Origin of the sequence: Staphylococcus sp. NWU MK-U1 (assembly GCF_033283505.1) — a bacterium.
Lineage (GTDB): Bacteria > Bacillota > Bacilli > Staphylococcales > Staphylococcaceae > Staphylococcus > Staphylococcus haemolyticus.
Genome location: NZ_JAVSMG010000007.1, coordinates 14,405 through 40,929, shown reverse-complemented (window position 1 = coordinate 40,929; position 26,525 = coordinate 14,405). Strand labels below are relative to the sequence as shown.

At 31.1% G+C, this 26,525-nt stretch carries 27 protein-coding genes; 9 read left to right on the top strand and 18 right to left on the bottom strand.

Features of this window, described 5'->3' with window-relative positions; translation table 11 throughout:
• The 7 genes from pmtD to SBL16_RS09720 all read right to left on the bottom strand — a co-directional run bounded on the left by pmtD (position 1) and on the right by SBL16_RS09720 (position 4,190).
• Complete coding sequence (gene pmtD / locus SBL16_RS09750) at positions 1 to 729, bottom strand: phenol-soluble modulin export ABC transporter permease subunit PmtD (RefSeq protein WP_107611690.1); 729 nt, start codon at positions 727 to 729, stop codon at positions 1 to 3.
• A complete protein-coding gene (gene pmtC / locus SBL16_RS09745; protein ID WP_011275330.1) occupies positions 730 to 1,602 on the bottom strand; it encodes a phenol-soluble modulin export ABC transporter ATP-binding protein PmtC in 873 nt (290 codons plus the stop codon).
• Positions 1,599 to 2,282, bottom strand: coding sequence for a phenol-soluble modulin export ABC transporter permease subunit PmtB (gene pmtB / locus SBL16_RS09740; RefSeq protein WP_317953898.1), 684 nt, complete (start codon positions 2,280 to 2,282; stop codon positions 1,599 to 1,601). The genes pmtC and pmtB overlap by 4 nt, the downstream gene beginning before the upstream one ends.
• Positions 2,279 to 3,178: a phenol-soluble modulin export ABC transporter ATP-binding protein PmtA gene (gene pmtA, locus SBL16_RS09735; protein WP_053041871.1), complete on the bottom strand. Its 900-nt coding sequence runs from the start codon at positions 3,176 to 3,178 to the stop codon at positions 2,279 to 2,281. Before pmtA ends, pmtB begins: the two co-directional genes overlap by 4 nt.
• On the bottom strand, positions 3,175 to 3,555 hold the full coding sequence (pmtR, locus tag SBL16_RS09730; RefSeq protein WP_011275327.1) for a PSM export ABC transporter transcriptional regulator PmtR: 381 nt from the start codon (positions 3,553 to 3,555) through the stop codon (positions 3,175 to 3,177). Before pmtR ends, pmtA begins: the two co-directional genes overlap by 4 nt.
• Positions 3,556 to 3,742: 187 nt before the next feature.
• On the bottom strand, positions 3,743 to 3,919 hold the full coding sequence (locus tag SBL16_RS09725) for an SE1626 family protein (protein WP_029376652.1): 177 nt from the start codon (positions 3,917 to 3,919) through the stop codon (positions 3,743 to 3,745).
• Positions 3,920 to 4,094: 175 nt separating this feature from the next.
• A complete protein-coding gene (locus tag SBL16_RS09720; protein ID WP_233641593.1) occupies positions 4,095 to 4,190 on the bottom strand; it encodes a Trp-rich small protein in 96 nt (31 codons plus the stop codon).
• Between the two features lie 194 nt (positions 4,191 to 4,384).
• Here SBL16_RS09720 and SBL16_RS09715 point away from each other — a divergent pair, with 194 nt between their 5' ends.
• Positions 4,385 to 5,671 carry an aminotransferase class I/II-fold pyridoxal phosphate-dependent enzyme gene (locus SBL16_RS09715; RefSeq protein ID WP_107611692.1) on the top strand — a complete coding sequence of 429 codons (1,287 nt, stop codon included), beginning with the start codon at positions 4,385 to 4,387 and terminating at the stop codon, positions 5,669 to 5,671.
• 397 nt (positions 5,672 to 6,068) lie between these two features.
• Here SBL16_RS09715 and SBL16_RS09710 read toward each other — a convergent pair whose 3' ends face one another.
• The 3 genes from SBL16_RS09710 to groES all read right to left on the bottom strand — a co-directional run bounded on the left by SBL16_RS09710 (position 6,069) and on the right by groES (position 8,715).
• Entirely contained in the window at positions 6,069 to 6,581 is a 513-nt protein-coding gene (locus tag SBL16_RS09710) for a ClbS/DfsB family four-helix bundle protein (RefSeq protein ID WP_317953894.1), read from the bottom strand.
• A gap of 165 nt (positions 6,582 to 6,746) precedes the next feature.
• Complete coding sequence (groL, locus tag SBL16_RS09705) at positions 6,747 to 8,366, bottom strand: chaperonin GroEL (protein ID WP_317953892.1); 1,620 nt, start codon at positions 8,364 to 8,366, stop codon at positions 6,747 to 6,749.
• Positions 8,367 to 8,427: 61 nt separating this feature from the next.
• A complete protein-coding gene (groES, locus tag SBL16_RS09700) occupies positions 8,428 to 8,715 on the bottom strand; it encodes a co-chaperone GroES (protein WP_016931053.1) in 288 nt (95 codons plus the stop codon).
• Positions 8,716 to 8,891: 176 nt separating this feature from the next.
• Here groES and mroQ point away from each other — a divergent pair, with 176 nt between their 5' ends.
• On the top strand, positions 8,892 to 9,632 hold the full coding sequence (gene mroQ / locus SBL16_RS09695; protein WP_107611694.1) for an intramembrane glutamic endopeptidase MroQ: 741 nt from the start codon (positions 8,892 to 8,894) through the stop codon (positions 9,630 to 9,632).
• Between the two features lie 61 nt (positions 9,633 to 9,693).
• Here mroQ and SBL16_RS09690 read toward each other — a convergent pair whose 3' ends face one another.
• Positions 9,694 to 11,679: an SdrH family protein gene (locus SBL16_RS09690; protein WP_317953889.1), complete on the bottom strand. Its 1,986-nt coding sequence runs from the start codon at positions 11,677 to 11,679 to the stop codon at positions 9,694 to 9,696.
• A gap of 185 nt (positions 11,680 to 11,864) precedes the next feature.
• Here SBL16_RS09690 and SBL16_RS09685 point away from each other — a divergent pair, with 185 nt between their 5' ends.
• The 6 genes from SBL16_RS09685 (at position 11,865) to agrA (ending at position 16,950) form a co-directional block, all read left to right on the top strand.
• Positions 11,865 to 12,488 carry a nitroreductase family protein gene (locus SBL16_RS09685; protein ID WP_011275306.1) on the top strand — a complete coding sequence of 208 codons (624 nt, stop codon included), beginning with the start codon at positions 11,865 to 11,867 and terminating at the stop codon, positions 12,486 to 12,488.
• A gap of 192 nt (positions 12,489 to 12,680) precedes the next feature.
• Positions 12,681 to 13,466: a carbon-nitrogen family hydrolase gene (locus tag SBL16_RS09680; RefSeq protein WP_107611696.1), complete on the top strand. Its 786-nt coding sequence runs from the start codon at positions 12,681 to 12,683 to the stop codon at positions 13,464 to 13,466.
• A 729-nt stretch (positions 13,467 to 14,195) separates the two neighbouring features.
• On the top strand, positions 14,196 to 14,762 hold the full coding sequence (locus tag SBL16_RS09675) for an accessory gene regulator AgrB (RefSeq protein WP_033079903.1): 567 nt from the start codon (positions 14,196 to 14,198) through the stop codon (positions 14,760 to 14,762).
• A 2-nt stretch (positions 14,763 to 14,764) separates the two neighbouring features.
• Positions 14,765 to 14,905 carry a cyclic lactone autoinducer peptide AgrD gene (agrD, locus tag SBL16_RS09670; RefSeq protein WP_053017473.1) on the top strand — a complete coding sequence of 47 codons (141 nt, stop codon included), beginning with the start codon at positions 14,765 to 14,767 and terminating at the stop codon, positions 14,903 to 14,905.
• Between the two features lie 26 nt (positions 14,906 to 14,931).
• A complete protein-coding gene (agrC, locus tag SBL16_RS09665) occupies positions 14,932 to 16,215 on the top strand; it encodes a quorum-sensing sensor histidine kinase AgrC (RefSeq protein ID WP_107611697.1) in 1,284 nt (427 codons plus the stop codon).
• Between the two features lie 18 nt (positions 16,216 to 16,233).
• Positions 16,234 to 16,950: a quorum-sensing response regulator AgrA gene (gene agrA / locus SBL16_RS09660; RefSeq protein WP_037538035.1), complete on the top strand. Its 717-nt coding sequence runs from the start codon at positions 16,234 to 16,236 to the stop codon at positions 16,948 to 16,950.
• 177 nt (positions 16,951 to 17,127) lie between these two features.
• Here the strand turns inward: agrA and SBL16_RS09655 are convergent, their stop codons facing one another.
• The 7 genes from SBL16_RS09655 to SBL16_RS09625 all read right to left on the bottom strand — a co-directional run bounded on the left by SBL16_RS09655 (position 17,128) and on the right by SBL16_RS09625 (position 24,208).
• Positions 17,128 to 18,033 carry a carbohydrate kinase family protein gene (locus SBL16_RS09655; RefSeq protein ID WP_107611698.1) on the bottom strand — a complete coding sequence of 302 codons (906 nt, stop codon included), beginning with the start codon at positions 18,031 to 18,033 and terminating at the stop codon, positions 17,128 to 17,130.
• Positions 18,034 to 18,037: 4 nt separating this feature from the next.
• Positions 18,038 to 19,522 (bottom strand): sucrose-6-phosphate hydrolase, encoded by a 1,485-nt coding sequence (locus tag SBL16_RS09650; RefSeq protein ID WP_107611699.1) that lies wholly within the window; start codon positions 19,520 to 19,522, stop codon positions 18,038 to 18,040.
• A gap of 84 nt (positions 19,523 to 19,606) precedes the next feature.
• Positions 19,607 to 20,566, bottom strand: coding sequence for a LacI family DNA-binding transcriptional regulator (locus SBL16_RS09645; RefSeq protein ID WP_107611700.1), 960 nt, complete (start codon positions 20,564 to 20,566; stop codon positions 19,607 to 19,609).
• 100 nt (positions 20,567 to 20,666) lie between these two features.
• Entirely contained in the window at positions 20,667 to 21,911 is a 1,245-nt protein-coding gene (locus SBL16_RS09640) for an ammonium transporter (RefSeq protein ID WP_317953882.1), read from the bottom strand.
• Positions 21,912 to 22,031: 120 nt separating this feature from the next.
• Positions 22,032 to 22,256 (bottom strand): sulfurtransferase TusA family protein, encoded by a 225-nt coding sequence (locus SBL16_RS09635; protein WP_037538043.1) that lies wholly within the window; start codon positions 22,254 to 22,256, stop codon positions 22,032 to 22,034.
• Between the two features lie 19 nt (positions 22,257 to 22,275).
• A complete protein-coding gene (locus SBL16_RS09630) occupies positions 22,276 to 23,373 on the bottom strand; it encodes a YeeE/YedE family protein (RefSeq protein WP_053018828.1) in 1,098 nt (365 codons plus the stop codon).
• 196 nt (positions 23,374 to 23,569) lie between these two features.
• The gene (locus SBL16_RS09625) at positions 23,570 to 24,208 is read right to left on the bottom strand and encodes a redox-sensing transcriptional repressor Rex (RefSeq protein WP_037538047.1); all 639 of its coding nucleotides are present in this window, start codon (positions 24,206 to 24,208) and stop codon (positions 23,570 to 23,572) included.
• Between the two features lie 240 nt (positions 24,209 to 24,448).
• On the opposite strand from SBL16_RS09625, the gene SBL16_RS09620 reads away from it, so the two are divergent.
• Positions 24,449 to 26,392, top strand: a complete 1,944-nt coding sequence (locus SBL16_RS09620) for an ABC-F family ATP-binding cassette domain-containing protein (RefSeq protein WP_107611702.1) — start codon at positions 24,449 to 24,451, stop codon at positions 26,390 to 26,392.
• Positions 26,393 to 26,525 lie beyond the last annotated feature (133 nt).

Genomic DNA, 26,525 nt, shown 5'->3' with positions numbered 1-26,525 from the left:
TTATATATCCCTTTTAGCTGCATAAGCAATATTCGCAATGAATAAAATAACAATTGATGTTAAAGAAATAAACCATTGCCAATTTGAAAATTTAATACTATCTGTTTGAGATTTCTCAGTTAAATAACTAAACGGAATATACTTTAATGATTTTTGAATTTTTTCTCCCCAGTCAGGAATCAAACCAATAAAAGGTTGAATAAATGGAACTATAAATACTAAGAATATACCTAGTGTAAAAATTACTGCCGGTTTTTGAACAATTAATGTAACTAAGAATAATAGTAAACCGAAGAATAGTAAGAAGATAAGATAGAACCAAATGTTCGTTAAGAACTTATCTCCGTCTAAATTTTTTTCGTCTGTAAACACTTGTACTAACATTAATGTGATATATGTGATGAATGCAAAAATGAATGAAAATAAAATAATTGAAATTGTTTTAGCAATAATATACCCAATTCTATTTCTCACTTTATTCATATAAAGTTGAATCGTACCTTGTGAATAATCACGTGTAATTGTCTTAATCACTACTAACAAGCCAAAGAATAAGAACATCCAATTTGCCATAGATAAAATAGATGAATAATTTACTTGATCATTATTTCGTGCCATTAAGAACGTTATTAATCCTAAAACTAACCAGATTAAAATTAGTGCTATATATGTTAAATAGCTTTTACAAAAACTCAATATATCATATTTAACTAATTGTAAACTTCTCATTTATTTGTCACCTCTTTGATTAATATTAAAGTACGTATCACGAAGCGAACTTTTTCTTGTTTCAATATACTTAGGATATAAATCTTTTTGTGCTAAAGATTTGAGTAATTGTTTATAATCTTTTTGTGCTTTAATCATTATTTCTCCACTATCTTTGTGTGATTGAAGCACGTTAAAATGTTCTGTTAAATAATCTAGTGCTGTATTAAATTCACTAACTTCAAATTTAATCGATGTATGATCTTGCGCACTACCATCTTTCATATTGACATCTTGTACAAAGTTTCCATCACGTAGAAAGACAGCTCTATCACAAATCAATTCAATATCTTCCAATTTATGACTTGAAATTAGAATTTTCATTTCTAAATCATTCACTAATGATTGAATTGTCTCTAATACATCAATTGAGCCATCTGGATCCATACCGTTTGTCGGTTCATCAAGAATTAGATATTTTGGTTTGTTCATTAATGAAACTGCAATCGCAAGTTTTTGTTTCATACCCATTGAATACTTTTTCACTTTTTTCTTAATGTAAGGTCTCATGCCAAATGCGTCTATGATTTTATCTGTATATTCCTTGTCGAAACCTTTGCCTAGAACTTGAGCAAATAATTTCAAGTTATTTAATCCTGTTTTATTATCATATAATTTCGGATGTTCAATAAGATAGCCAACGTTCTCGTTATCATTTAATTGAACTTTTCCTTTAAAATTAATAATATTGCCATTCATGACTTTCATTAATGTTGTTTTACCAACACCATTTTTACCAATTAAACCTACAATTTTACTATTTCCAAAATCAAAATTGATATTATCTAAAACATTGTTATCTCCATATGTTTTTGTAATATTTTCTAATTTCATATAGGCCCTCCTTTATTTTCACGCTGAATTATACGTTTTAATTGAATCAAATAATTTAAAATCATCCAAACAATACTTAAGCTTAATAAACCATAATTGTTATATATGCTAAAGATATTATAAGAAATATGATGATGAAAAACGAATGCATTAATTAGTGTAAAAACTATTGTAATAGCAAATGGAATAACTAACATCATTATCAAGATATAAGGTGCATATGATATCCCTTCGCGTTTCTTTTCAGTATTCCTACTAAATGCAATTGGAATACTTAAAAAGTTTACAAATATAAAAGCAATCGCAGTTGAGTATCTTAAATCCCCAAAATCAATATTAGAAGATTGAAAATTGTACAAAGCGATAATAAAACCACCAAAAAGTGTTAATACGATACAGGTAATGTAATTCGCATTAAGCATGTCTTTTTTAGAGACAGGTAAACTTTCGTAAAACAAATATGAACTTTTACCTCCTAATCTTCTATGTAGTCTAAACAAGTGTCCAGAGTCTAATATGCTAACCGCCATTAATGTGATTGCAATCGGTGCATAGAATAAAAAATAAAGTTCTGTTTTAGAAAATACGAAAGCATATAACGGATTTAATAGAAGTAATAAGATATAAATGGCAATCATTATACTCCTACATTTAAAATTTCTAATTAGTAATTGCGTCATTTTATCAACCTACTTTGCTGAAAATCTTGTTGATTGTCATTACTTTTAGACTTTTCAATGTAAATCATAAGTTCTTCAATCGTAGGTTGTTTAATATTAACTTTTTTTCCGAACAATTCTTTAAACACTTGGGCCTGTTTAGTAAAACCAACAAAACCTGTCGACTTCACTTCTTTATAAAGGAACAAGCGATTTAATTCCTCGTCTAAATCTTGATTATCACCTTGTACAATTGAGTATTGTTCTTGAAGTTGATGACGAAAACCTTGCATAATAACTTCTCCATCTTTTATATGTACAAGATAGTCAGCAATTTTCTCTAAATCCGAAATAATATGGGTTGAAATAAATAAAGTCTTATGTTCGTCGAGTAATTCACTTTGTAAAATTTCTAACACTTCATTACGAACAATAGGGTCTAACCCCGCAGTTGGTTCGTCTAATATAAACAATTCAGCATGGTGACTCAAAGCTAGTGCTAAAGACAATTTCATTTTCATACCTGTAGAAAAATGTTTTATTTTTTCATTGAAAGGTAAATTGAATTTTTCTAAATAATTTTTAAATGCTTGTGAGTCCCAATCGGTATAAAATGGTGAAACCATTTTTTCAAGTTTTTTTGCAGTCCATTGTTGGTTAAAATAAACTTCTGAATAAACAAAACCTATTTTATTTTTTATCCATTTCGGTTTATTTGCTATTGGTTCACCAAATATTGATATATGACCATGATTAGGTTCTATAATATCCATTATCATACGAATTATCGTTGTTTTCCCTGCCCCATTAGCCCCAATGAATCCAGTTACAAATCCTTGAGGAATACTGAATGAAAGATTGTTTATTGAAAATGCACTACTTTGAAACGACACATCTTTTACTTCAATGACATTCATTCTTCTTCCTCCTCATAAATTAAAGCTAGTATTTCTTTTAATTCCTTGAGAGGCATATCTATTGTTTTAGCTTCTTTAATCATTAATCGAGCAAGATTTTCAATTACAAAGAATTGCTTTTCTTTTAATATGGAACTATCTTGTTCTTTAACAAATGTACCTTTTCCTCGGACAGTTGTTACGAATCCCTCTTTCTCAAGATCTTCATAAGCTCTTTTAGTTGTAATTAAACTCACCTGTAAATCTTTTGCAAGCTCACGCATCGAAGGTAAGTGGCTACCAGCTTCAACATACCCCTTTAAAATATTCTCTTTTATTTGTTGTTTGATTTGTTCATAAATGGGTTGTTCACTGGTGTTCTTCAATATAATTTTCATTGATGTCCCCCTTTAATAACTGTATATAAATAATATACACACTATATACACGTTTGTAAAGGAAATTATGCAAATACTTGTATTTGTTGGTATTAAAGCTACAAACTGTATATACATTATAGATACAATTCTATTTAAAAATAAAACTCTATATCTAACGTCAAACGCTAATATAGAGTCTAAAATGTTATTTTCTGTTTTTCTTTCTATCATTATTACGATTAATAAAAGCACATATGATAAACATAATTGCTGCTAATAATAATTTAACACCTTGATTCTCGTGTCCTGTAGCCTGTAAATAATATCCAATAACAAATAAGATAATTGCCAAACTAACGAAAATCTTAGTTAAATGTTTCATCATAATCAACACCTCAATACATGTATTATAACAAATTAAAATTATAAATTTGCTTACTAAATACAATTAAAATTGAAAATATTAATCCATGTGTTACAATTTAATTGTATCCACGAATTACATTACACAACCCCTAACTTGTGACGGCAAGTTAGGGGCTTTTGTGTATGGTCATCTATTTATCTTTCCACTTAGATTCTAACCAAACACGAAATACAACGAGTATACCACCCGAAATTAATGTCACCATACCATCTAATAGCCACGACATTACACTACACCTCCAAATGAAAAGTGTCATATCTTATGATGACCTGTCATTATTCTAACATAAAACGCGAACAAATGTTCGCTTTTGTAAAAACTCAATTATCAATTCTTTGTAATCATTATAGGAACACTTTATCTTTAAGGCATTTAAAGATAATATATTATTAAACACTAAAATAAAGTGAGGTTAAATAAATGAACCCATTAGCACAAAATTTAAATAATCAACTTGTTGATCATTGTCCAGAAATATTAAGTATGCTATCAAATTTAGGTCAATCAATGTATTATCCAAAAGGCATTTTATCTCAATCTGCTGATGCTAAAAAAACTAAATATAACGCTACAATTGGAATGGCTACTAATAAAAACGGGAAAATGTATGCTGATACTTTATTTGATGTCTATAATCATTTATCTCCAGATGAAGTCTTTCCATACGCCCCACCTCAAGGATTAGAAGCTTTAAGGGATTTATGGCAAGACAAAATGCTAAAAGAAAACCCTGATTTATCGAAAGAGACAATTACTAGACCTATTGTCACTAATGCGTTAACTCACGGGTTATCTTTAATAGCTGATTTATTTGTAGAGAGTGGAGATACTGTTTTAGTACCAACACATAATTGGGGTAACTACAAACTAATTTATGAAACACGTCATTCTGCAAATATTGAGACATATTCGATCTTTAACCAAGAAGGACATTACACAACAAATGATTTAGTTACTACTTTAGAAAATTTCAATCAAGACAAAGTCATATTAATTTTAAATTATCCAAACAATCCTACCGGCTATACACCGAACAACGATGAAGTTACAACTATAGTTTCAGCGGTTCGTTCACTAGCTGAAAAAGGAACAAAAGTTATAGCTGTAGTAGACGATGCATATTATGGTTTATTCTATGAAGATGTTTATCGTCAGTCTATTTTTACTGCACTAAATCAAATTGAATCAAGCAATATTTTACCAATTCGTTTAGATGGTGCTACTAAAGAATTCTTTGCGTGGGGGCTACGTGTTGGTTTCCTTACATTTGGATTAAATAATAATGTTGCTAAAGATGTGTTAGAAGCGAAAGTTAAAGGTTTAATACGAAGTAATATTTCAAGTGGACCAATGCCTTCTCAAAGTGCTATTAAATACGTTTTAGAAAATCATGATGAATTTGATAAAGAAATTCAACAAAATATAGATACATTACAAGAAAGATATGAAGTTACAAAATCTGTTGTTTATGACGATAAATATAAAAATCATTGGCAAGCCTATGATTTTAATTCTGGTTATTTTATGGCAGTCAAAGTCAATGGCGTAAATCCTGAAGAACTACGTACCCATTTAATTAACGAATATTCAATCGGTATTATAGCGTTAAATGACTCAGATATCCGTATTGCTTTTAGTTGCATTGAAAAAGATGATATTCCACATGTTTTTGAATCAATCGCAAAAGCAATCGATGATTTAAAGTAAACGATTGATATAAATAAAAAGAGTAATTATGATGACATTGAAGAAGTATTGATATTCGATTTATTCATTCTATCGAAACTAAAAATAACTCGAAAGCTGTGATCTAAATGGTAATTATTTTTTCAATATTACTTATTATTACATTAATCTCCACGTCATATTATTTGTATCTTTACACTTTTACTTCGAAAGGACATGTATCCAAAAATTTATATTTGTTCATAGGATCACTCATTCTATTTATTTTATTTGGAGCATGGTTATTAGATTTATTATAAATTTTCGGATTATAGTTCTTAATTAAAAGACGAGTCTTGGGTTTAATTCCTAGACTCGTCTTTATTTTAGATAATATGTTTTTTCATATTGTTATAATCTTTCGAAAGTTAAGTTATCTTTATATTTCTGTTGTCTTCCATTTTCTAATTTTAGTTCTAAATGACTTAAATGGTGCTACGGTGTTAATGTGAATCCATTTCCAAACTGGCCATTTGGAAGGCGTTGATGAAGCCCATTGCCTTTTTCCACTCTCAAATAATGTTTCATTATCTAAACTTTTAATTAAATCAATAATGCTATCTACTTCCTTATTGAACTGATTAATAAGTTGTTCTAATGTGTAGTTTGAGTACGTTTTATAGAATTCTTGATATAATCCTCCTAAATTATTCCACTTATAGTCAGGACTGGGAGTTACAACTGGTATATTATTTTTATTATCATTCTCCCACGATTGAATTAAATTTAACCATCCAAGCTGGTATGCGATCATCTGTGCAGGTGTTCTATCGACACCAATTTTATATACATCCTTATCTGATTCTGATACATCACTAAATTCATTAATAAAAAGTTCAGCCCTCTTACTAATTTCAAATATTAAATCATCTTTACTTGAATAAGTCTGCATCTTATCACCGCCTAGCATTTATATATTTATTATATATTGTAATGCACATTTAATCAGTTTAAATAAACATTTATATTAAGATTTCCCATTAAAAAAGACGCTTTTCAAATGTGATTTTTTTTCGAAAAGCGTCTAAATTAATTAATTTGGTTAAGTTTGTATGACTTATATCATACCTGGCATACCACCCATACCTGGATTATCATTATTATCTGGTTCAGGGATAGTTGCAACTACTGCTTCTGTAGTTAAGAACATCGCAGCAACACTTGCCGCATGTTGTAAAGCTGAACGTGTAACTTTAGTTGGGTCTACAATACCTTCTTCAAGCATGTTTACCCATTCATTTGTCGCAGCGTTAAATCCAACACCTGCATCTGCATGTTTTAATCTTTCAACAATAACTGAACCTTCTAGCCCAGCATTTTCAGCGATTTGACGTACAGGAGCAGATAAAGCTTTAAGTACGATATTAACACCTGTTGCAACGTCACCTTCAGCTTCGATTTCATCTACTTTATTATAAATATTTACTAATGCAGTACCACCGCCAGCAACAATACCTTCTTCAACTGCAGCACGTGTAGAGTTTAAGGCATCTTCAATACGTAATTTACGTTCTTTCAATTCAGTTTCAGATGCAGCACCTACTTTAATGACTGCAACGCCACCAGCTAATTTAGCTAAACGTTCTTGCAATTTCTCTCTGTCAAAGTCAGAATCAGTTTCTTCAATTTGTGCTTTAATTTGACTCACACGAGCATCAATACTATTGTCATCTCCATCACCATCGACAACTGTAGTATTATCTTTTGTTACTTCAACTTTATTAGCACTACCTAACATATCAATTGAAGCATCTTTTAATTCTAAACCTAAATCATCTGTAATAACTGTAGCTCCAGTTAAAATAGCTAAGTCTTCTAACATTGCTTTACGTCTATCACCGAATCCAGGTGCTTTTACTGCAACTGCAGTAAATGTTCCACGCATACGGTTTAATACGATATTTGTTAAAGCGTCTCCTTCAACTTCGTCTGCTACAATTAAGATTGGACGACTAGATTGAACAACTTGTTCTAATAAAGGTAAGATATCTTGGAATGAAGAGATTTTTTTATCTGTTACTAAAATATATGGTCTTTCTAACTCAGCAATCATTTTATCTGAATCTGTAACCATGTATGGTGATTGATACCCTCTATCAAATTGCATACCTTCAACAACTTCTAATTCTGTATCAAGTCCGTTTGATTCTTCAATGGTAATAACACCATCATTACCAACTTTATCCATTGCTTCAGAAATGTATTTACCGATTTCTTCATCTGCTGCAGAAATTGCACCTACTTGTGCGATTTCATTTTTATTTTCAACTTTTTGAGAAATATCGTGTAGAGCTTGTACAGCTACTCTTACTGCTTTATCAATACCCTCACGTAATCCTACTGGGTTAGCACCACTTGTTACATTTTTCAATCCTTCTTGAATCATTGCTTGTGCCAATACGGTTGCAGTTGTTGTACCATCACCAGCAATTTCGTTTGTTTTATTAGCAACTTCTTGAACTAATTTAGCTCCCATATTTTCATAGGGATCTTCTAATTCAATCTCTTTAGCAATTGTGACACCATCATTTGTAATTAATGGTGCTACATATTCTTTATCTAATACAACGTTACGTCCTTTAGGTCCGATTGTAACTTTAACGGCGTTAGCTAATTTATCGACACCACGTAACATAGCTTGTCTTGCATCTTCAGAAAATTTAAGGTCTTTAGCCATTGATTATACCTCCATTATTTAAAATAGTTTAATATTACTAATTAATTATTATTTATAAATTTTAGTCTTCAATTATAGCAAGTAAATCTTCAACATTTAAAATTAAGTATGTTTCATCTCCACGTTTAACTTCTGAGCCAGCGTATTCTTGGAATACAACTCGATCTCCTTCTTTAACCTCTGGAGCAACCTTTTCACCATTGTCTAAAACTCGTCCGGTTCCAACAGCTACTACTATACCTTCGTTAGACTTTTCTTTTGCACTGTCAGTAAGTACAATGCCACTTTTAGTTGTTTGTTCTTGTTCTTTGCGTTCAATAATCACACGATTTCCTAATGGTTTAAGCATGATCGTTCCTCCTTAACAGGTTCCTTTTTAGCACTTAAATGTAATGAGTGCTAATCTATATTTTATATTAATCAAATTTGGTCAATTTTTCAAGCGAAAGGGTTATCTATATTTTGTATAACATACAAATTTACGATAAACTAACTAATGTTGATTATTATTTTTGGAGGAATAGAATGAAGAGAATTTGGGTAGCATTTCTTACCATTGTTATTTATGCATTAGCACAGTTCTTACCCTTACTTGCACAGCAATTACCTTTCTTTAAAGATTTAAAAGGGATGGAACTAGCTAAAGCGGGCGTATACACTCAAGTTATTTTATTTGTAATAGCAGCATTATTAATAATTTGGTTAAATAGTATTATCAAAAATCCAACAACACTGGAGCGAGGTTATAAAGAACCTAAACGCTACATTTTACCTTGGGCTTTATTAGGATTTGTTGTCGTGATGATTTACCAAATGGTAGCTAGTCTAATCACTATGTGGTTAGTTGGACAACCACAGCAAAGTCCAAATACTGAGAGAATTATGGCAATTGCAAAACAGCTTCCAGTTTTCATATTATTAATCTCAATAGTTGGCCCAATTCTAGAGGAATACATATTTAGAAAAGTTATATTTGGTGAAATCTATAATAAAATTAAAGGAAATCGAATTGTTGCGTTCTTAATTGCTTCAATAGTAAGTTCAATTTTATTTGCGATAGCACATAACGATGTTAAATTTTTCTTCATATATTTTGGTATGGGTATGTTATTCTCTCTTGCTTATGTTTTAACTAAACGTATTGCGGTTCCAATTATCATTCATATGTTACAAAATGGTTTTGTAGTGGCAGTCCAATTTTTCTTTGGTGACACAGTTAAACATTTACAAGAACAAAGTAATTTTATAATTCATTTTCTATTTTAATAAATGAACGCATCTATTAATCTCATCATTTTAAATGACAATAATAGATGCGTTTTCTATTTTAGTTTTTAATTTTCCTATAAATAAACCTACCTGTAACACCTACGAAAATCATAATTATAGATGTAATTAAAGCAATATTTATGTTTTTATATTTATCTTTATTTTCCTCTTCTTTACTTTTTTCATTGGTATCTATAATTTTATCATCATCATGGCTCTGTATATCTGCATCCTCTTTTTTATCTCTATCACTTGGCTTTTTCAATTCAGGCATAGATCCGATTTCTCCAGTTATAAGTGCCAATACTTGCTCATCTAAATTTTTATAATACTTTTTCGAATTTAAAGGGTTAAAATATTCAAATCTGAAATAGTTAGAACCTTTTTGTAAATAATCTAAGTATTCATTATTAAATGATTGTTTTCGGAAAAGTCTGTAAAAATCTTGATTCGAGATATACTCATTATTATTTCCCAACCGGTTTACCTGATTAATAATATATGGATTGTATTTATATGAACCAGTTGCTAAACTATTTAATCTATTTAATAGCATTGACTTGCTATAAAAAGGAACTTCACTTCGCATATTGTCATTATTTGAATAAGTTTCAATATGACTTTGTCGATGATTTTGTTGTAAGTTATCGCCATAGTGCCATTGATTAGTATTAGATCCACTCATAATTGATTGATTTTGATTTCTGTTAGAATGAGATGTCGAGTTGCCATTATTCTTATGTGGGGAAATTTGATGAATCATTGAATCAGATACACTGTTGTTGTGATGATTAGAACCAGTTGAATGGTTTCCGTTTGTTGAACCATTATTATTATTAAAAACGGGTTTATTAGGTTTTACTGTATCATTGGTACTTGAGTGACCTGAATGATTGCCTGGATAGTTACTATTATTATTTGAATTGCTATTGGAATTATTTTGCGAACCATTATTTGATTCATTTGATCCAGAATTTGAATGATGATCACCTTGATTCGAACCAGAATTCCCATCATGTTTAGGTGGTTGCTGATGATTGCCACTGTCTCCTGGCTTATTTCCTCCATCATCTTGCTCGCCTGAGTCATTATTCCCTGGACTGTTTCCATTGTCGGGTTTACCTGAATCATTATCTCCTGGTTGTTCTCCGTCATCTGGGTTGCCTGAATCATTGTCTCCTGGTTGCTCTCCGTCATCTGGATTGCTTGATGAATCATTGTCTCCTGGCTTATTTCCTCCATCATCTTGCTCGCCTGAGTCATTATTCCCTGGATTGTTTCCATTGTCGGGTTTACCTGAATCATTATCTCCTGGTTGTTCTCCGTCATCTGGGTTGCCTGAATCATTGTCTCCTGGTTGCTCTCCGTCACCTGGATTGCTTGATGAATCATTGTCTCCTGGTTGTTCTCCGTCATCCGGTTTACTTGAATCATTGTCTCCTGGTTGTTCTCCGTCATCCGGTTTACTTGAATCATTGTCTCCTGGTTGCTCTCCGTCATCTGGATTGCTTGATGAATCATTGTCTCCTGGTTGCTCTCCGTCATCTGGATTGCTTGATGAATCATTATCTCCTGGTTGTTCTCCGTCATCTGGTTTTCCTGAATCATTTTCTCCTGGTTGTTCTCCGTTATCCGGATTGCTTGTATCGTTGTCTCCAGAATTATTTGTGTCATCACCATTATTTAAATCAGTATTACTGCCTGAGTTACTATTATCAGATGAGTCACTTTGATCCACAGTATTATCACTATTTTCATTAGCATCATTCTCGTTATTTGATGATGAATTGCTTTCAACGCTATTTTGATTATTATTATTTTTTCCTAATTCAGTTGAATCTTGGGTATCAGATTGATGATTTTCATTGATGTTATTACTACTATTTTGACGTTCTTGGGTATCCGTATCAGAACTAACATTACTACTATCAACTTCATTCGTAGCTTGTTGATTACTTTCTGCAGCTTTTACGATGCTCTCATGCCCTAGCATAGATGTGCCTATAGCTAAAATGAGACCTGTATGAGCTATTTTCTTTTTCATCAATCTTCCACCTCCTTGTTTTATAACACTTACAGTATAAAGAATATTTACATATAATGCATTGAAATAAGGTTAATGATAAAAAATATTAATATATTTGACATTTTTTGTTAAAAAACATTTTACATATTTAAGTATAATATTTATACTAGAGATATAACTTATATAAACAAAGGAGATTTAACATGGGCTTATTTAGCAAATCAAAAACAAAACCATTTTTACAAGAAATCGAAGATAGACGTACTATCTATAGCACTGAAACAACAATTTCAATTAGTGATAAAGAACTAGAAGATATGATAGAACATATTATTAAATACACACCTTCAGCTTTTAATTCTCAATCTACTAGAATCGTATTGTTATTAAATGACCAACATCACAAATTCTGGGACAATACTAAAACAGTATTAAAAGATGTTATGGGACCTGACCGTGATTTCACTCCAACTGAACAACGTATCGACGGATTTAAACATGCATATGGCACAATTCTTTATTTCGAAGACGAAGATGTTATTAAAGGTTTACAAGAACAAATGCCAAATTATGCTGATAACTTTGCTAATTGGTCAGTTCAAACAAACGCAATGCATCAATTTGCAATTTGGACTGCATTAAGTTCAAAAGGAATTGGCGCTTCATTACAACATTACAATCCTTTAGTAGATCAAATCACTACACAAGAATTTGACATCCCTGCTTCATGGAAACTTGTTGCTCAAATGCCATTTGGTGACATCCGTGAAAAAGCTGGTGAAAAAGAAATACAACCAACTAACAATAGATTAATAGTTAAAAAATAATCTACATTAATTGATATCGATTAGATCAACAATTCAAGACTCAGTTTCTCTAGGATTCATTTCTATGTTGAAATTGAGTCCTTTTTATATTTATTTTCAAAAATTAAGCATTTTAATCATGACTTTCAAATTTTGATTTTCTTAATCTATTTTAGTAAATTAGAGATAATCATAGGATGAGGAGATTTTTAAATGAAAATACAATTATTTCAATTTTATGTATCATACGGCAATGTAGAAAAAAATGAAAATAAAATAAAAAATTGGTTCGAAAATAAGTTGGAGGAAGATACAGAGGTTGTTGTTCTTCCTGAAATGTGGAATAACGGATATGCATTAGATGAATTAAATGAGAAAGGAGATAGAGAACTTAGTAGAAGCTTTCCCTTTATTCAATCCTTAGCTAAACAATATAACGTCGATATCGTAGCTGGATCTGTATCAAATATTAGAAATAGCAAAGTTTATAATACTGCATTTACCGTTTCTAAAAACGGACATAGAATAAATAAGTACGATAAAGTTCACTTAGTCCCTATGCTAGATGAGCCGACATATTTAGAAGATGGCAAAGCGGTACCAGAACCATTTCCTCTATCTTCAGGTACTCAAGCTACACAAATTATTTGTTATGATTTAAGATTTCCAGAGTTATTAAGATATCCCGCGCGTAATGGTGCGCAGATAGCTTTTTTTGTAGCTCAATGGCCAACACCTAGATTGAATCACTGGAGAGTCTTACTTCAAGCACGTGCAATTGAAAATGACATGTTTGTTGTTGCTTGTAACGGAACTGGAAATGACGGTAATACTGATTACGCTGGTCATTCAATGATTATCAATCCAAATGGTGATATATTAGCTGAATTAGGCCAGGATGAGGACACAATCGCATTTGATATTGATTTAAATGAGGTTGATGTTCAACGTGAAAATATTCCTGTATTCAAAAATTTAAAACCAAATCTATATAAATAGTTACTAATCTGTATCCAATTTTATGGATACAGTTTTTTTTACAAAAAAAGTCACGAGCTTGGGAGGAACTCGCGACTTTCATATTAAGGGAATGTTTTTACAGTTATTTCAATCTTTTGGGGATGTTATTAATTATGAAAATTTTACGATAGCTTACATCCTGAAAATATTTAACTTCTATATCTTACAATAGCTAAGTTAAACACTTTCCACTGAGTTTAAACTTCAGTAACTTTACTTAGTTCATTAATAAGTTGGGATGGCTTATTAATGAACACGTTTAACTACACGAAGAAAACAAAGTAAGAAACTTCATATAAACAAGAAGTCACTTTAGTAATAATGATCAATGGGACATTACTACTATTGCAATGGTTTCATAACCATTAATAACACTTACAACATATGGTAAAGGATACAATAATTTCGCAACTACAAACAAAATTATTTAACTCAATTACCAAACAATAACTATTAAATTTAAAGACTAAGATTATTAAGTTTTTATCACTTGTAAGTGATATGAGTCTATTTAAACACAACCTATGAATAAATAATTAATTATTTCTTAAATCGCATTTTTTTATACATAACTGTAATATTTTATATGTTAAAATATTACTTGTAATTTCAATATAACAGTTAAGTATTTATTTTGAACAGTTAAGCATAAGTACCCAGACCAATTGCACTAAATTGTATAATTGATATAAGGAGAGTGGCACACCATTGAAAGCAATTGATAATAAGATTGAGCAATTCGCATTATATTTGCAACGCAAAAATAATCTTGATCATATTCAATTTTTGAAAGTAAGATTAGGATTACAAGTTGTTGTAAGCAATCTAGCAAAAACAATTGTGACATATGGTGTTGCACTTATCTTCCATACATTTCTATACACTTTATTTACACATGTTAGTTATTTTTTAGTTAGACGTTATGCACACGGGGCACATGCAAAATCATCATTGCTATGTCATGTTCAAAATTTAGCTTTATTTGTAGCATTACCCTGGTTGCTAGTATATTTTCAAGTGAATCTGGGTATTATGTATTCTGTAGTTGCAATTGGGACTGTTTTAATTATTTACTATGCTCCTTCAGCAACTAAGAAACAACCAATTCCTAGTCACTTAAAAATGAAAAAGAAGTTATTATCAATCATCATAACAATGGTTTTATTAATAATTTCATTTTTAGCACCAGAACCGTTTAAGCAATTAATTTTATTAGGAATTACACTTGAGAGCATTACATTATTACCAATCTTTTTTCCTAGGGAGGATTATTAACTATGACAGTATTATTCGATTTGTTTATTAAATTTTTCTCATTTTTATTAGAATCTGTAGGTACATTAGCTTCTTATACTCCATGTGCTACGTACTTTGATGAGCCAGAAGTTCCTGAAGAGTTAACTAACTTAAATAGATAATAAATGTTAGAAAGTGTGAGAGAAGTATGGATGTATTATCAAACGTTCCATTGGCTTTTTTTCAAGGGTTTCTCTTATTTTTAATCGCTAAAATTATTTTAGACATAAGTTATACTAAAAGGGATTATTTAGCCATTCTAGTGGTTATAATCCCTTCAGCCTTTTTATTTATTTACTTGGGCAGTATATCAATTTTATATTTATTAATTGGTTGTGGCTTAATCTTGTATACAAAGGTTAAGCTGTATTCATTGATTGCTGTATTAAGTAGCGCCATTCTTATGTTTTTCAGTAATTTTTTAGGTTTTTTATTTGTGGTTTTAGTTGAAAATCACACTCAAAATTACGTAATAATTTCTTTTTCATACATAGTTATATTTTTTGCTATTTCATTAGTTTTGGCCTTTTCAGTTCAAATTTTATTAAAAAAACTAATGCAATCTTATTTGTCCATCAATAAAACTTATTTAACTATCATTTCATTAGTATTAGTTTTATCTTTTATTATCTTGTATGTTTATTCTCAAATACCTAATATAAATAATTCATCTTTAAAAATGTACGGTTTAATTTTCATTGGAATTATTCTTTTCTTTACTGTTCTAATTATTTTCATATCTAACTATATGATTAAAGAACTTCGTTATAAACGTAACATGGAAGAGATTGAAACATACTATGAATATACGTTACAAATTGAGTCAATTAACAATGAAATGCGTAAGTTTAGACATGATTACGTAAACATCTTAACTACAATGTCAGAATATATTCGTGAAGATGATATGCCTGGATTAAGACAATATTTTAATGAAAATATCGTACCTATGAAAGATAATCTTCAAATGAAGTCTATTAAAATTAATGGAACTGAGAATTTAAAAGTACGTGCGATTAAAGGCTTAGTTACCACTAAAATTCTACAAGCTCAAGAAAAAAACATTCCAATTAGCATAGAAGTACCTGAGTTAGTAGAACATATAGAAATGAACACGATTGATCTTAGTCGTATCATTGGAATTATTACTGATAACGCAATCGAAGCATCTGAAACGCTTGAAGATGCGTTAATACGTATCGCTTTTATTAATACAGATTCTTCCGTCATGTTTATTGTTATGAATAAATGTAAAGAAGATATGCCACGTATTCACGAACTATTTCAAGAGCGCTTTTCAACTAAAGGAGAAAATAGAGGTCTAGGATTAAGTACTCTAAAAGAAATAACTGATTCTACTGAAAATGTATTGCTAGATACCACAATAGAGAATGGCTATTTTATACAAAAAGTAGAAATCATTAACAATTAGTCATAAGGATGTGTAATCATGAAAATATTCATTTGTGAAGATGATGTAAAACAACGCGAAAATATGGTTTCAATTATTAATAATTACATTATGATTGAAGAAAAACCTATGGAGATTGCGCTTGCAACAGACGATCCTTATGAAGTCATTGAAAAATCTAAAGAGATGAATGATGTCGGATGTTACTTTCTAGATATTCAATTAGAGGCTGATATCAACGGTATTAAATTAGGTAGTGAAATTCGTAAGTATGACCCTATTGGAAATATCATATTCGTTACAAGTCATAGTGAGTTAACGTACCTAACCTTTGTTTACAAAGTGTCAGCAATGGATTTTATCTTTAAAGATGATCCAAGCCAATTACAGTCAAGAATTATTGATTGCTTAGAAACTGCACACACTCGATTAAAATTATTATCTAAAGAAAGTACTGTTGAGACAATTGAATTGAAACGAGGAAGTAATTCAATTTATGTTCAATATGATGACGTAATGTTTTTCGAATCATCTACAAAATCACATCGATTAATCGCACATTTAGATAATCGTCAAATTGAGTTCTATGGCAATTTAAAAGAACTTGCACAACTTGATGAGCGGTTCTTTAGATGTCACAACAGCTTCGTTGTTAATAGACATAATATTGAATCCATAGATTCAAAAGAACGTATTGTCAATTTTAAAAACGGTGAGCACTGTTATGCTTCAGTTCGTAATGTCAAAAAAATATAGTTATGTCTATCAAACTTTTTAAATATAAATTTCATTACAGAAGTAAAAATAATTGAGAATATCACGTATAAAAAAGCCAGTAAATGAACTACTAAAATCATTTACTGGTAATTTTTATCATTTATTTAATTCAGTTGTAACATCTTCAATTGTAGGAATACTCTCTATTGCACCATATTAAGTTGTAACCTTTGCGGCCACCATGTTGCTAAATTTGAGAATGTCCTGTCCTTCTTCTTTAAGCAACTTAGTAATATTTAATTCGTCACTCAATAGCATTCTACTTATTGCAGCTCCTATAAATGCATCCCCTGCGCCAGTTGTATCAATTGCTTTCACTTTAAATCCTTCATGGTAAATCTTAGTCCCATCTTTTAAAATGATACTTGCACCTGCAGCACCTTGAGTATATATAACCGCTTCTACAGACCCCTCAAATAATGATTGAATAGCTTTATCTTCATCCGCTTCACCAGTTATAAATTCTAGCTCTTCATCTGAAATTTTAATCACATTAGCTTTCGGTAAAAATTCATGTATTGCTTCTTTACATGCTTCAGCATTTTGCCAAAGAGGTAAACGAACATTAGGATCAAAAACAATGGTTGCATTTGCTGACTTAAATTTATTTACCATAGCTTTGTGAGCTTCTTTCATATTACTTTCAACTAAATCAACAGAACAGAAATGTAATACATCGTTTGGATTAATCGTAATTTCATTTAGATATTCAGCTTTATAAAGCATATCAGCTGAGGGTTTACGATAAAATGAAAAATCTCTTTGTCCATCTTCTTTTAAACTCACAAATGCTAGTGCAGTATTAGCTTCATCTGTTCGCTTTATAAATTGAGTACCTACACCAATATTTTTTAAAGTTTCTACAATAATGTCTCCAAATGCATCATTACCTAATTGAGTGACCATTTCAGTGGAGGCACCCATTTTTCGAGCAACACTCACAACATTAGCTGGTGCACCTCCAACCTGCCTACTAAACTGTTCAACATCTTTAAGTTCAGAGTTCTTAACATTTGGAATAAAATCTATTAATGCTTCACCTATCCCATATAATTTTCTCATTTTTTTACTCATCCTTAAGTTCATATTTAGTGAATTTTAAATATACTTGTCCAGTCTCTGTTGAAGTTTCTATACCTGTAGCATTTTCATTTGGAAATATTCTTGATGTTAAAACACGTTCCCCATCATTACAGAATATTTCAATACTAGATGTATCAACAAATATTTGCAAACGTGTGAGAGAAGAATCCAATATCGTACTTCTCGTTAAATCTTGAACATTATCAGGCAATAATCCACTTTCTGAGCGATCTAATGTAATTTTTTGTTCCCTTGTATTGTAAATAATTTTGGTGTTATTTTGTTTTGAGGTACGTAATTCAAAATAAATTTTTGAAGCGTCATTTTCAATAACGTCAATAATTAGTTCATATTGTTTGCCTTCATATGGATGTAATTTTCGGTTAAATTTATTTGCATAACCTAATGCCGTTTCTTTATTTTTACGTAATCTTTCAAGACCTTTAAACGGGCGTTGTCGTAATTGATTATTCTCTATTGTTAGTACTCTAGGTATCGTTAAACAATGTGCCCATCCTTCTTCATCAGTAGGATAATTTATTTCTGGTAAGCCCATCCAACCTATTAAAACTCGATTGCCATTTTCATCTAAAAAAGTTTGGGGTGCGTAAAAATCAAAACCATTATCCAGTTCTACAAATTCACTATGATCAAAGGATAATGAATCAAAATTTAAATCCCCAATTAAATAGCCTGATTGATATATATTTCTATACTGATCCCCTTGTGGTTCTATTCCTTGAGGGCTGAACAGTAAGATATCCTTAGAATCTAATTTAAAATAATCGGGACATTCCCACATATAACCAAAGGTTTTTAATTTAGTATCAATTTCTCCACAATATGACCATTGATTTAGTTGCTTATCATTCGTTTTATATATTAGGCAGCAACCAAGTTCCTCGTTTTTTTGAGCACCTATAATCGCATAATATTCATTATTTAATTCAAAAACTTTAGGATCTCTAAAATGACTTGTATACCCTTCAGGTTGTGAAGGAATTACGGGTTCATCAAATTTAGTAATCTCTCCATTACTTTGAACTTTAGCGATCATCTGACTAGCATATCGGTTCCATTGTTCATCACGATGATTGCCTGTATACATATAATATAAATCTCCATTATGCTCAAAAGCACTACCACTGTAGACACCATGGCTATCATAATATGTATCGGGTTTAATTAGGGTATCTTGTGGTTCAAACGTCACTAAATCATCACTAGTATAATTAAACCAATATTTCAATCCATGCACTGCTCCTAATGGGAACCATTGATGTGAAACATAATATTTGCCGTTATGATAAATTAATCCATTAGGATCATTTAACAAACCAGTTTCAGGTTGAATATGAAATGTTTGACGAAATCTTGACTCTTTAACTTGTTGCTTGAGATTTTCTAAGTACTTTTTATCAACGTCTTCAATACGACGATAACGTTCTTCTCTTGACCATTCAGCCATATTATTCCTCCAAAATAATTTAAATCTAAATTTACTACAATTTTATCATTGATTATGGTATCGGTTCCATAGTTTTAAATATTTTTAAAATTTCTCTATTTCAACAGAAATGACAGTTTTAGATACTGCATTTTTAGAAAAAATTAATTCATTCAATTGGTTCATGGCATATGTGCCAGCTTTAAAATAATTGAATTTAACTGTCGTAATAGCGGGTGTAACAAGTTGTGTCATTGGGTCTCCCCCAAATCCAAAAATTTGATAATTTCTAGTAGCATTGTTTTGTTGAGAATAAAATTTATGAATTGCTAATGCAATAGGATCTGTTGCTCCAATTAACGCATCGATACCACTAGCATTTTTCAACTTCTCAGAAACATCATTTTTTGCCTCTTCATATTTAAAAGAAGTTAAATAAATTTCAGGATAAACATCGTATTTTTTCAAACCATCAATGATACCTTGTTTACGTTTGACTCCTACAGCAACGTCCTCCTCACTTACACCAAAGAATACAACATTTTTATGCTTTTTACGCCCTATCTGTTCCCCTACTATAAAACCTGCTTGATAATCATCATGAATTATACTATGTAAATTGGGATAGGATTGTCCAACCAGAATTACCGGTACATTTAATTTTTCAATTACTTCCAAGTGTTCATCAGTCAATGTAGTAGCCATTAATATGATGCCATCCACTTTACTTCTTGAAAATGTCTCCAAGGCCTCGATTTCAGCACGTATATCTAAACCAGTATAGTTAAGTAATAATTGATATTGATGTTGATGGCATACAGATACAATTCCTTTCACAGTTTCATCAACCGCATGTGAATTCATCCTTGGAATGATAGCACCAATAAGATTCGTATGCTTAGCTCTTAAACTTTGAGCAAACTGATTCGGCTGATAATCATGTTCTTCAATAATTCGACTTAATTTTTCTTTAGTTTGATGGCTTACTGAGCCACCATTTAAAAAGCGGGAGACCGTGCTTTTAGATACTCCCGCTAATTTTGCGATATCTGATATATTTTTCATTAGATTAATCACCTAAATTAGTTTTCATTTAAGAATTATTTTATCACAGAAATAATCTCTCAAAGTAACTTTTTTAATATGTATTAGTCTAATAATATTATCAATATCTCTTATTTAATTTGTTTAGTTCTCCATAAAAATAGGCTTTCTCACCATGAACAAGTTGATCTAAACCTGCTTTATCTTCTTCTTCAGTAGTAGCGATAGGCATTATTTTCTGTAAAATTTTTCCAATAATCCATGTTAAAACAATGGTATAACACAATACCACGATAACAGCTAGTATTTGAATTAAGACTGAGTGTACATCTCCTGTATAGATTAAACCATTTGATACATCATTATTAACATGTTGTGATTGAAAAACACCGGTAAGAATGGCACCAACAATTCCTCCAGCGCCATGGATACCAAATGCGTCAAGTGTATCATTATATTTATACTTCACTTTAATTACATTAATAACAAGATAACAAACGATTCCACCTGCAAATGAAATAATAAAAGCACTGAAATAACTAACGTAGCCTGCTGCCAGTGTAATAGCGACTAACCCTGCCAACACGCCTGATAACAACCCAAGTAAACTTAATTTCTTAGTAATACAGTACTCAACTACTAACCAGCTAAAAGCGCCACCACTTGCATCAATAATCGTATTTACAAATGATGTTAATGCGACATCATATAAAGTATATGCACTACCTGTGTTAAATCCATACCAACCTATCCATACTAAAATACCGCCAATTAAAGTGATTAAAAGATTATGTGGCTGTATTTTTTCAATTTTTTTACCATTACCTATCATAATAGCCAAAATTAGTCCTGAGAGTCCAGATGTGATATGTACAACTGTACCACCTGCATAATCAAGAGCACCAAGTTGTTGAATCCAACCTCCGCCCCACACCCAATGAGCAACTGGACTATATATTAAAATCACCCATAAAAAGATAAAGATAATAAATGGAAAGAATTTCATACGTTCAGCGATTGAACCTGAAAGTATTGAAACTGCAATTGTACAAAACATCATTTGGAATAGCATAAATAATGCAAATGGAATATGCGGACTTAATTGATCATTAACTGCAAAGCCAACATGCTGTAGCCCAATTAAATCAAAATTCCCTATCAAAGCATTTCCAGTTCCAAAACTCAATGAAAATCCTAATGCAACCCATGTGAAAGTCACGATAACCATTGCTGCCATACTTTGCATTACTGTATTCAAAACATTCTTTGATTGAACTAGACCACCGTAAAACAAGCTAAGACCTGGTGTCATAATCCATACGAGTAAAGTGCAAAGAAATAAAAAAATTGTGTCATCCATCTTCATAATTACCACTTCCTTTAAAAATATCATAATGATACTAAATTGAAATAGCAAAATTACGTAAGATAAAATGACACAATATGTTACATAATATAACAAAGACACTTTACATGCCTATTTGTTTTAAGCTTTCTGAATTGTAATTGTCCATGAAGCATCGTCTAATTGTTCATAATTCGTAACTGGATAACCTTGCTCGGCTGCCCAATTAGGAATAGCTTCTGTTGCTTGTGTACAATCAAAATCAATTTTAAGTTCATCACCACTATCTAGTGTTTGCATTTTCTTTTGCGCTTCTATTAATGGGAATGGACAAACCATACCTACAGTACCTAATTCATATAACATTGTATTACCTCCAAATTAATTAAGTTGTTTGTACTTGTTTTGTCGCTGATGTTGCTTGAGACTTAGATGTTTGTTTTTCTAATTTTTTCATTGGTCTAATAAATATAAAGTAACTCATAAACCATACACCTAAAATCATAGAACCAAGTGCTATCCATCCTTTCCAAGACATGATAGCAGTTTCTACTAAACCATTTCCAATTGAACATCCTCCAGCTACTGAAGCACCAAATCCCATACAAATACCACCAATAGCACTATTGCGAATGGTCTTCTTATCAGGTAATCGCCATTTAAATTCACGTGATCCTTTAGCAGCAATATAAGAACCTAAGAATATACCTAAAATCAATAATACTCCCCAATCAATTAGCTTAGTATCACCAGTAATTAAAAAGGTAATTAAGTTTGCTGAAGGTGTAGTAATGCCTAAGCCGTAATCTCTTCCAGTAGAAATACTCATTGGCCAAGCTATCAAAGCAATTAACCCTACTGCAATACCAGCTACAAATGGATGGTATCGTTTTTCAAATAAATAGTGTCTCAAGCCACTATACTTTTGTTTAAGCTTTGGAACTGCAAACTTGGGTTTTGGTTTACGTAATGTTTTAGTTACAAAAATGATAGTTATAATCGTTAATACTAACGTAAACACCCACATAGGAATACCGGTAGTCTGAGACATATTTGCATTAATGTTTGTAGGTTTATTAATCCATGTCATTACTGGAAGTAAAATACCAGTTTTAGTAATAGCGGCAGTTACAGCATATAGTACGAGCGCTACCCAACTGCCAATCAAACCTTCACCAGCTCGATACCATGTACCTGTAGCACATCCTCCTGCTAATACAATACCAATTCCAAATATAAAAGCACCAATAATTGTACCTATAATTGGAAATGTACTATCTGGTATAGATATAACATTTAATCCGGTTAAAATAAGTAGTCCAATACTTTGGACTGTAATAGCAACTAATAAGGCATAAAACATTTTATTATTTTTTTGAACGTACATATCTCTGAAGCCGCCAGCCAAACAGAAGCGTGTACGTTGCATCACAAACCCTAATAATATACCTACTATAAGACCACTAATAATCATCCATATCACTATCAATTCATCCTTTCCCGATTATTTTACTAAGGTATTATAATCAATTGTACTAAATTTGGCAACATCTTAAAATTAAACGCTTTTGATTTTTAATAATATGCTGTTTTCAATACTAAATGAAATTAATGATTGTTAAACGCAAATTAAAAAACATCCCTCTTATAGAAGGATGCAAGAATATAAATATGAAAATTTAATTAGAATAGTTTTTCATGAAGAATAGCAATGATTGCAATTCTATGCCCAAGTCAATATGATGCACTTGTACGGTATTAGGTACTTCTATTCTAGCTGGTGTGAAATTTAGTATACCCTGAATATCAGCTTCAACTAATTGATTTGCAACGCGTTGTGCCGCTTCTTCTGGTGTAGTTAATATTACAACATTGATTTTTTGAGCATTGAGTACTTTTTTTAAATCGTTCATATGATGCACAGATACATCACCAATCTCTGTTCCGACAATCTGTTCATCTATATCAAAAGCCTCAGTTATTGTCATTTCATCATGAATTGAAAAGTTATATGTCAAAAGTGCTCGACCTAAATTACCAACACCTACTAAAGCTATGTGTATATTATCACTATCACTTAGTGCTGTTTTAAAGAATTCTAATAGACTATCTATATTGTAACCGTAACCTTTTTTGCCTAATTCTCCAAAGTAGGAGAAATCTCTTCGGATAGTTGCTGATTCAATATTAAGTGCCTCACTAATAGCCTTAGAATTAACCCTATCAATGCCTTTAGACTTGAGTGTGTTAACGAATCTGTAATATAAAGGTAATCGCTTCAAAGTTGCCCGTGGAATTTTAGATTTATTATGAGCCATTTAAAATGCCCCCCTTTATGTTTGAATTTTATAATCTATGTATCCAAACTATTTTGAGTGCTATACTTTTTAAATTTAAAAATGTCGTTATGTCCTATTATGAATACTGGAATATTATACCTTAACATATTTTAAAAATAAATAACTTAGTTTCAAGAAACTAAGTAATACGGTAAAATATAGAGTAATATACAATCTAATTTCGAGTAATAAACTTATAAATAGAAAGGTGAAACCTGAATGATACTCTTGCAATTAAACGATATTTCGAAATCATTTGATGGCGAAGATATTTTTACGCGTGTGAATTTCGAAGTAAAAACAGGCGAACGAATTGGTGTCGTTGGCAGAAACGGTGCTGGTAAATCGACTTTAATGAAAATCATTGCCGGTGTTGAAGACTATGATAGCGGTCATATATCAAAGATCAAAAATTTACGTATGGGTTATTTAACACAGCAAATGACACTTAATTCATCTGCTTCAGTCTTCGAAGAAATGTCAAAACCGTTTGAACATTTAAAAAAAATGGAACTTCTAATTAGAGAAGAAACGAACTGGCTAGCTGATCATGCATCTAACTACGATTCCGAAGAATATCAACAACATATGGAACGCTATGAATCTTTAACTAATCAATTCGAACAACTTGATGGTTATCAGTATGAGAGTAAAATCAAAACTGTTCTACATGGTTTAAATTTCAATGAAGATGATTTCGATAAACCAATCAACGATTTCAGTGGTGGTCAAAAAACGCGATTATCCTTAGCCCAAATGCTATTGAATGAGCCAGATTTATTACTACTAGACGAACCTACAAACCATTTAGATTTAGAAACGACGAAGTGGTTAGAGGATTATTTAAAATATTTCAAAGGTGCCATTGTTATTATTAGTCACGATAGATATTTCCTAGATAAAATCGTCACTCAAATTTATGATGTTGCACTTGGCGATGTTAAACGTTACGTCGGAAATTATGAAAAATTTATTGAGCAACGTGATAAATATTACGAAAGCAGAATGCAAGAATATGAACGTCAGCAAGATGAAATTAAACGATTAGAAACATTTGTAGAGAAAAATATAACACGTGCTTCAACTAGTGGAATGGCAAAAAGTCGTCGAAAAACACTAGAAAAAATGGAACGTATTGACAAACCTATGTTGGATGCAAGAAGTGCTAACATTCAATTTGGCTTTAATCGTAATACAGGTAACGACGTTATGCATATTCGTAATCTGAAAATTGGTTATGACTCGCCTATAACATCTCCTATTAATATTGAAGTAAGTAAGGGGGATCATATTGCTATTATTGGCCCAAATGGCGTAGGTAAAACTACTCTAATCAAGACCATCGCTCGACGACAAAATCAATTAGAAGGTGAAATCACCTTTGGTGCAAATCTTCAAATTGGTTATTACGATCAAAAGCAAGCTGAATTTAAATCTAATAAAACAATTATCGACTATGTTTGGGATCAATATCCAACAATGAATGAAAAAGATATTCGTGCTATACTCGGACGTTTCTTATTCGTGCAAGATGATGTAAAGAAAGTCATCAATGATTTATCTGGTGGAGAAAAAGCTCGTTTGCAATTAGCACTACTAATGCTTCAAAGAGATAATGTATTAATTCTTGATGAACCAACAAACCATCTTGATATAGATTCTAAAGAGATGTTAGAACAAGCGCTAAAAGATTTTGAAGGAACTATTCTTTTTGTGTCACACGATCGTTACTTTATTAATCAATTAGCAAATAAAGTGTTCGACTTAAATAATGACGGTGGCCAAATGTATTTGGGAGATTATCAATATTACATCGAGAAAACAGAAGAAGCAGCGGCACTTGAAGCTTTTAAAAATGAACGAAATGATTTAAGTAAAGAGGATACTTCAAATCAAAATGAAGCTAATGAAAATATAAATACCTATGATTCTCAAAAGCAACAACGTCGTGAGCAACGAAAATTAGAACGTCTCATTGAGAACTGTGAAGCCAAAATTGAAACATTTGAGAATGAAATAGCACGCATTGATGAACAACTCACTCAGCCTGACGTGTTCAATAATCCTGACAAAGCCTCATCATTAGCGAATCAGAAACTTGAAACCGAACAGAAGTTAGAACAGGTTATGTTGGAATGGGAAAATTTACAAGAAAATATCTAAAAACTCATCATTTTACTATTAGCTAGAAAGTATTATTGAACTTTCTAGCTAATTTTTTTATACAAATTTCAACAAAAGTTATAAACAGCTAAAATACGATACTATCAACTATCCACATAGTTATCCTACTTAT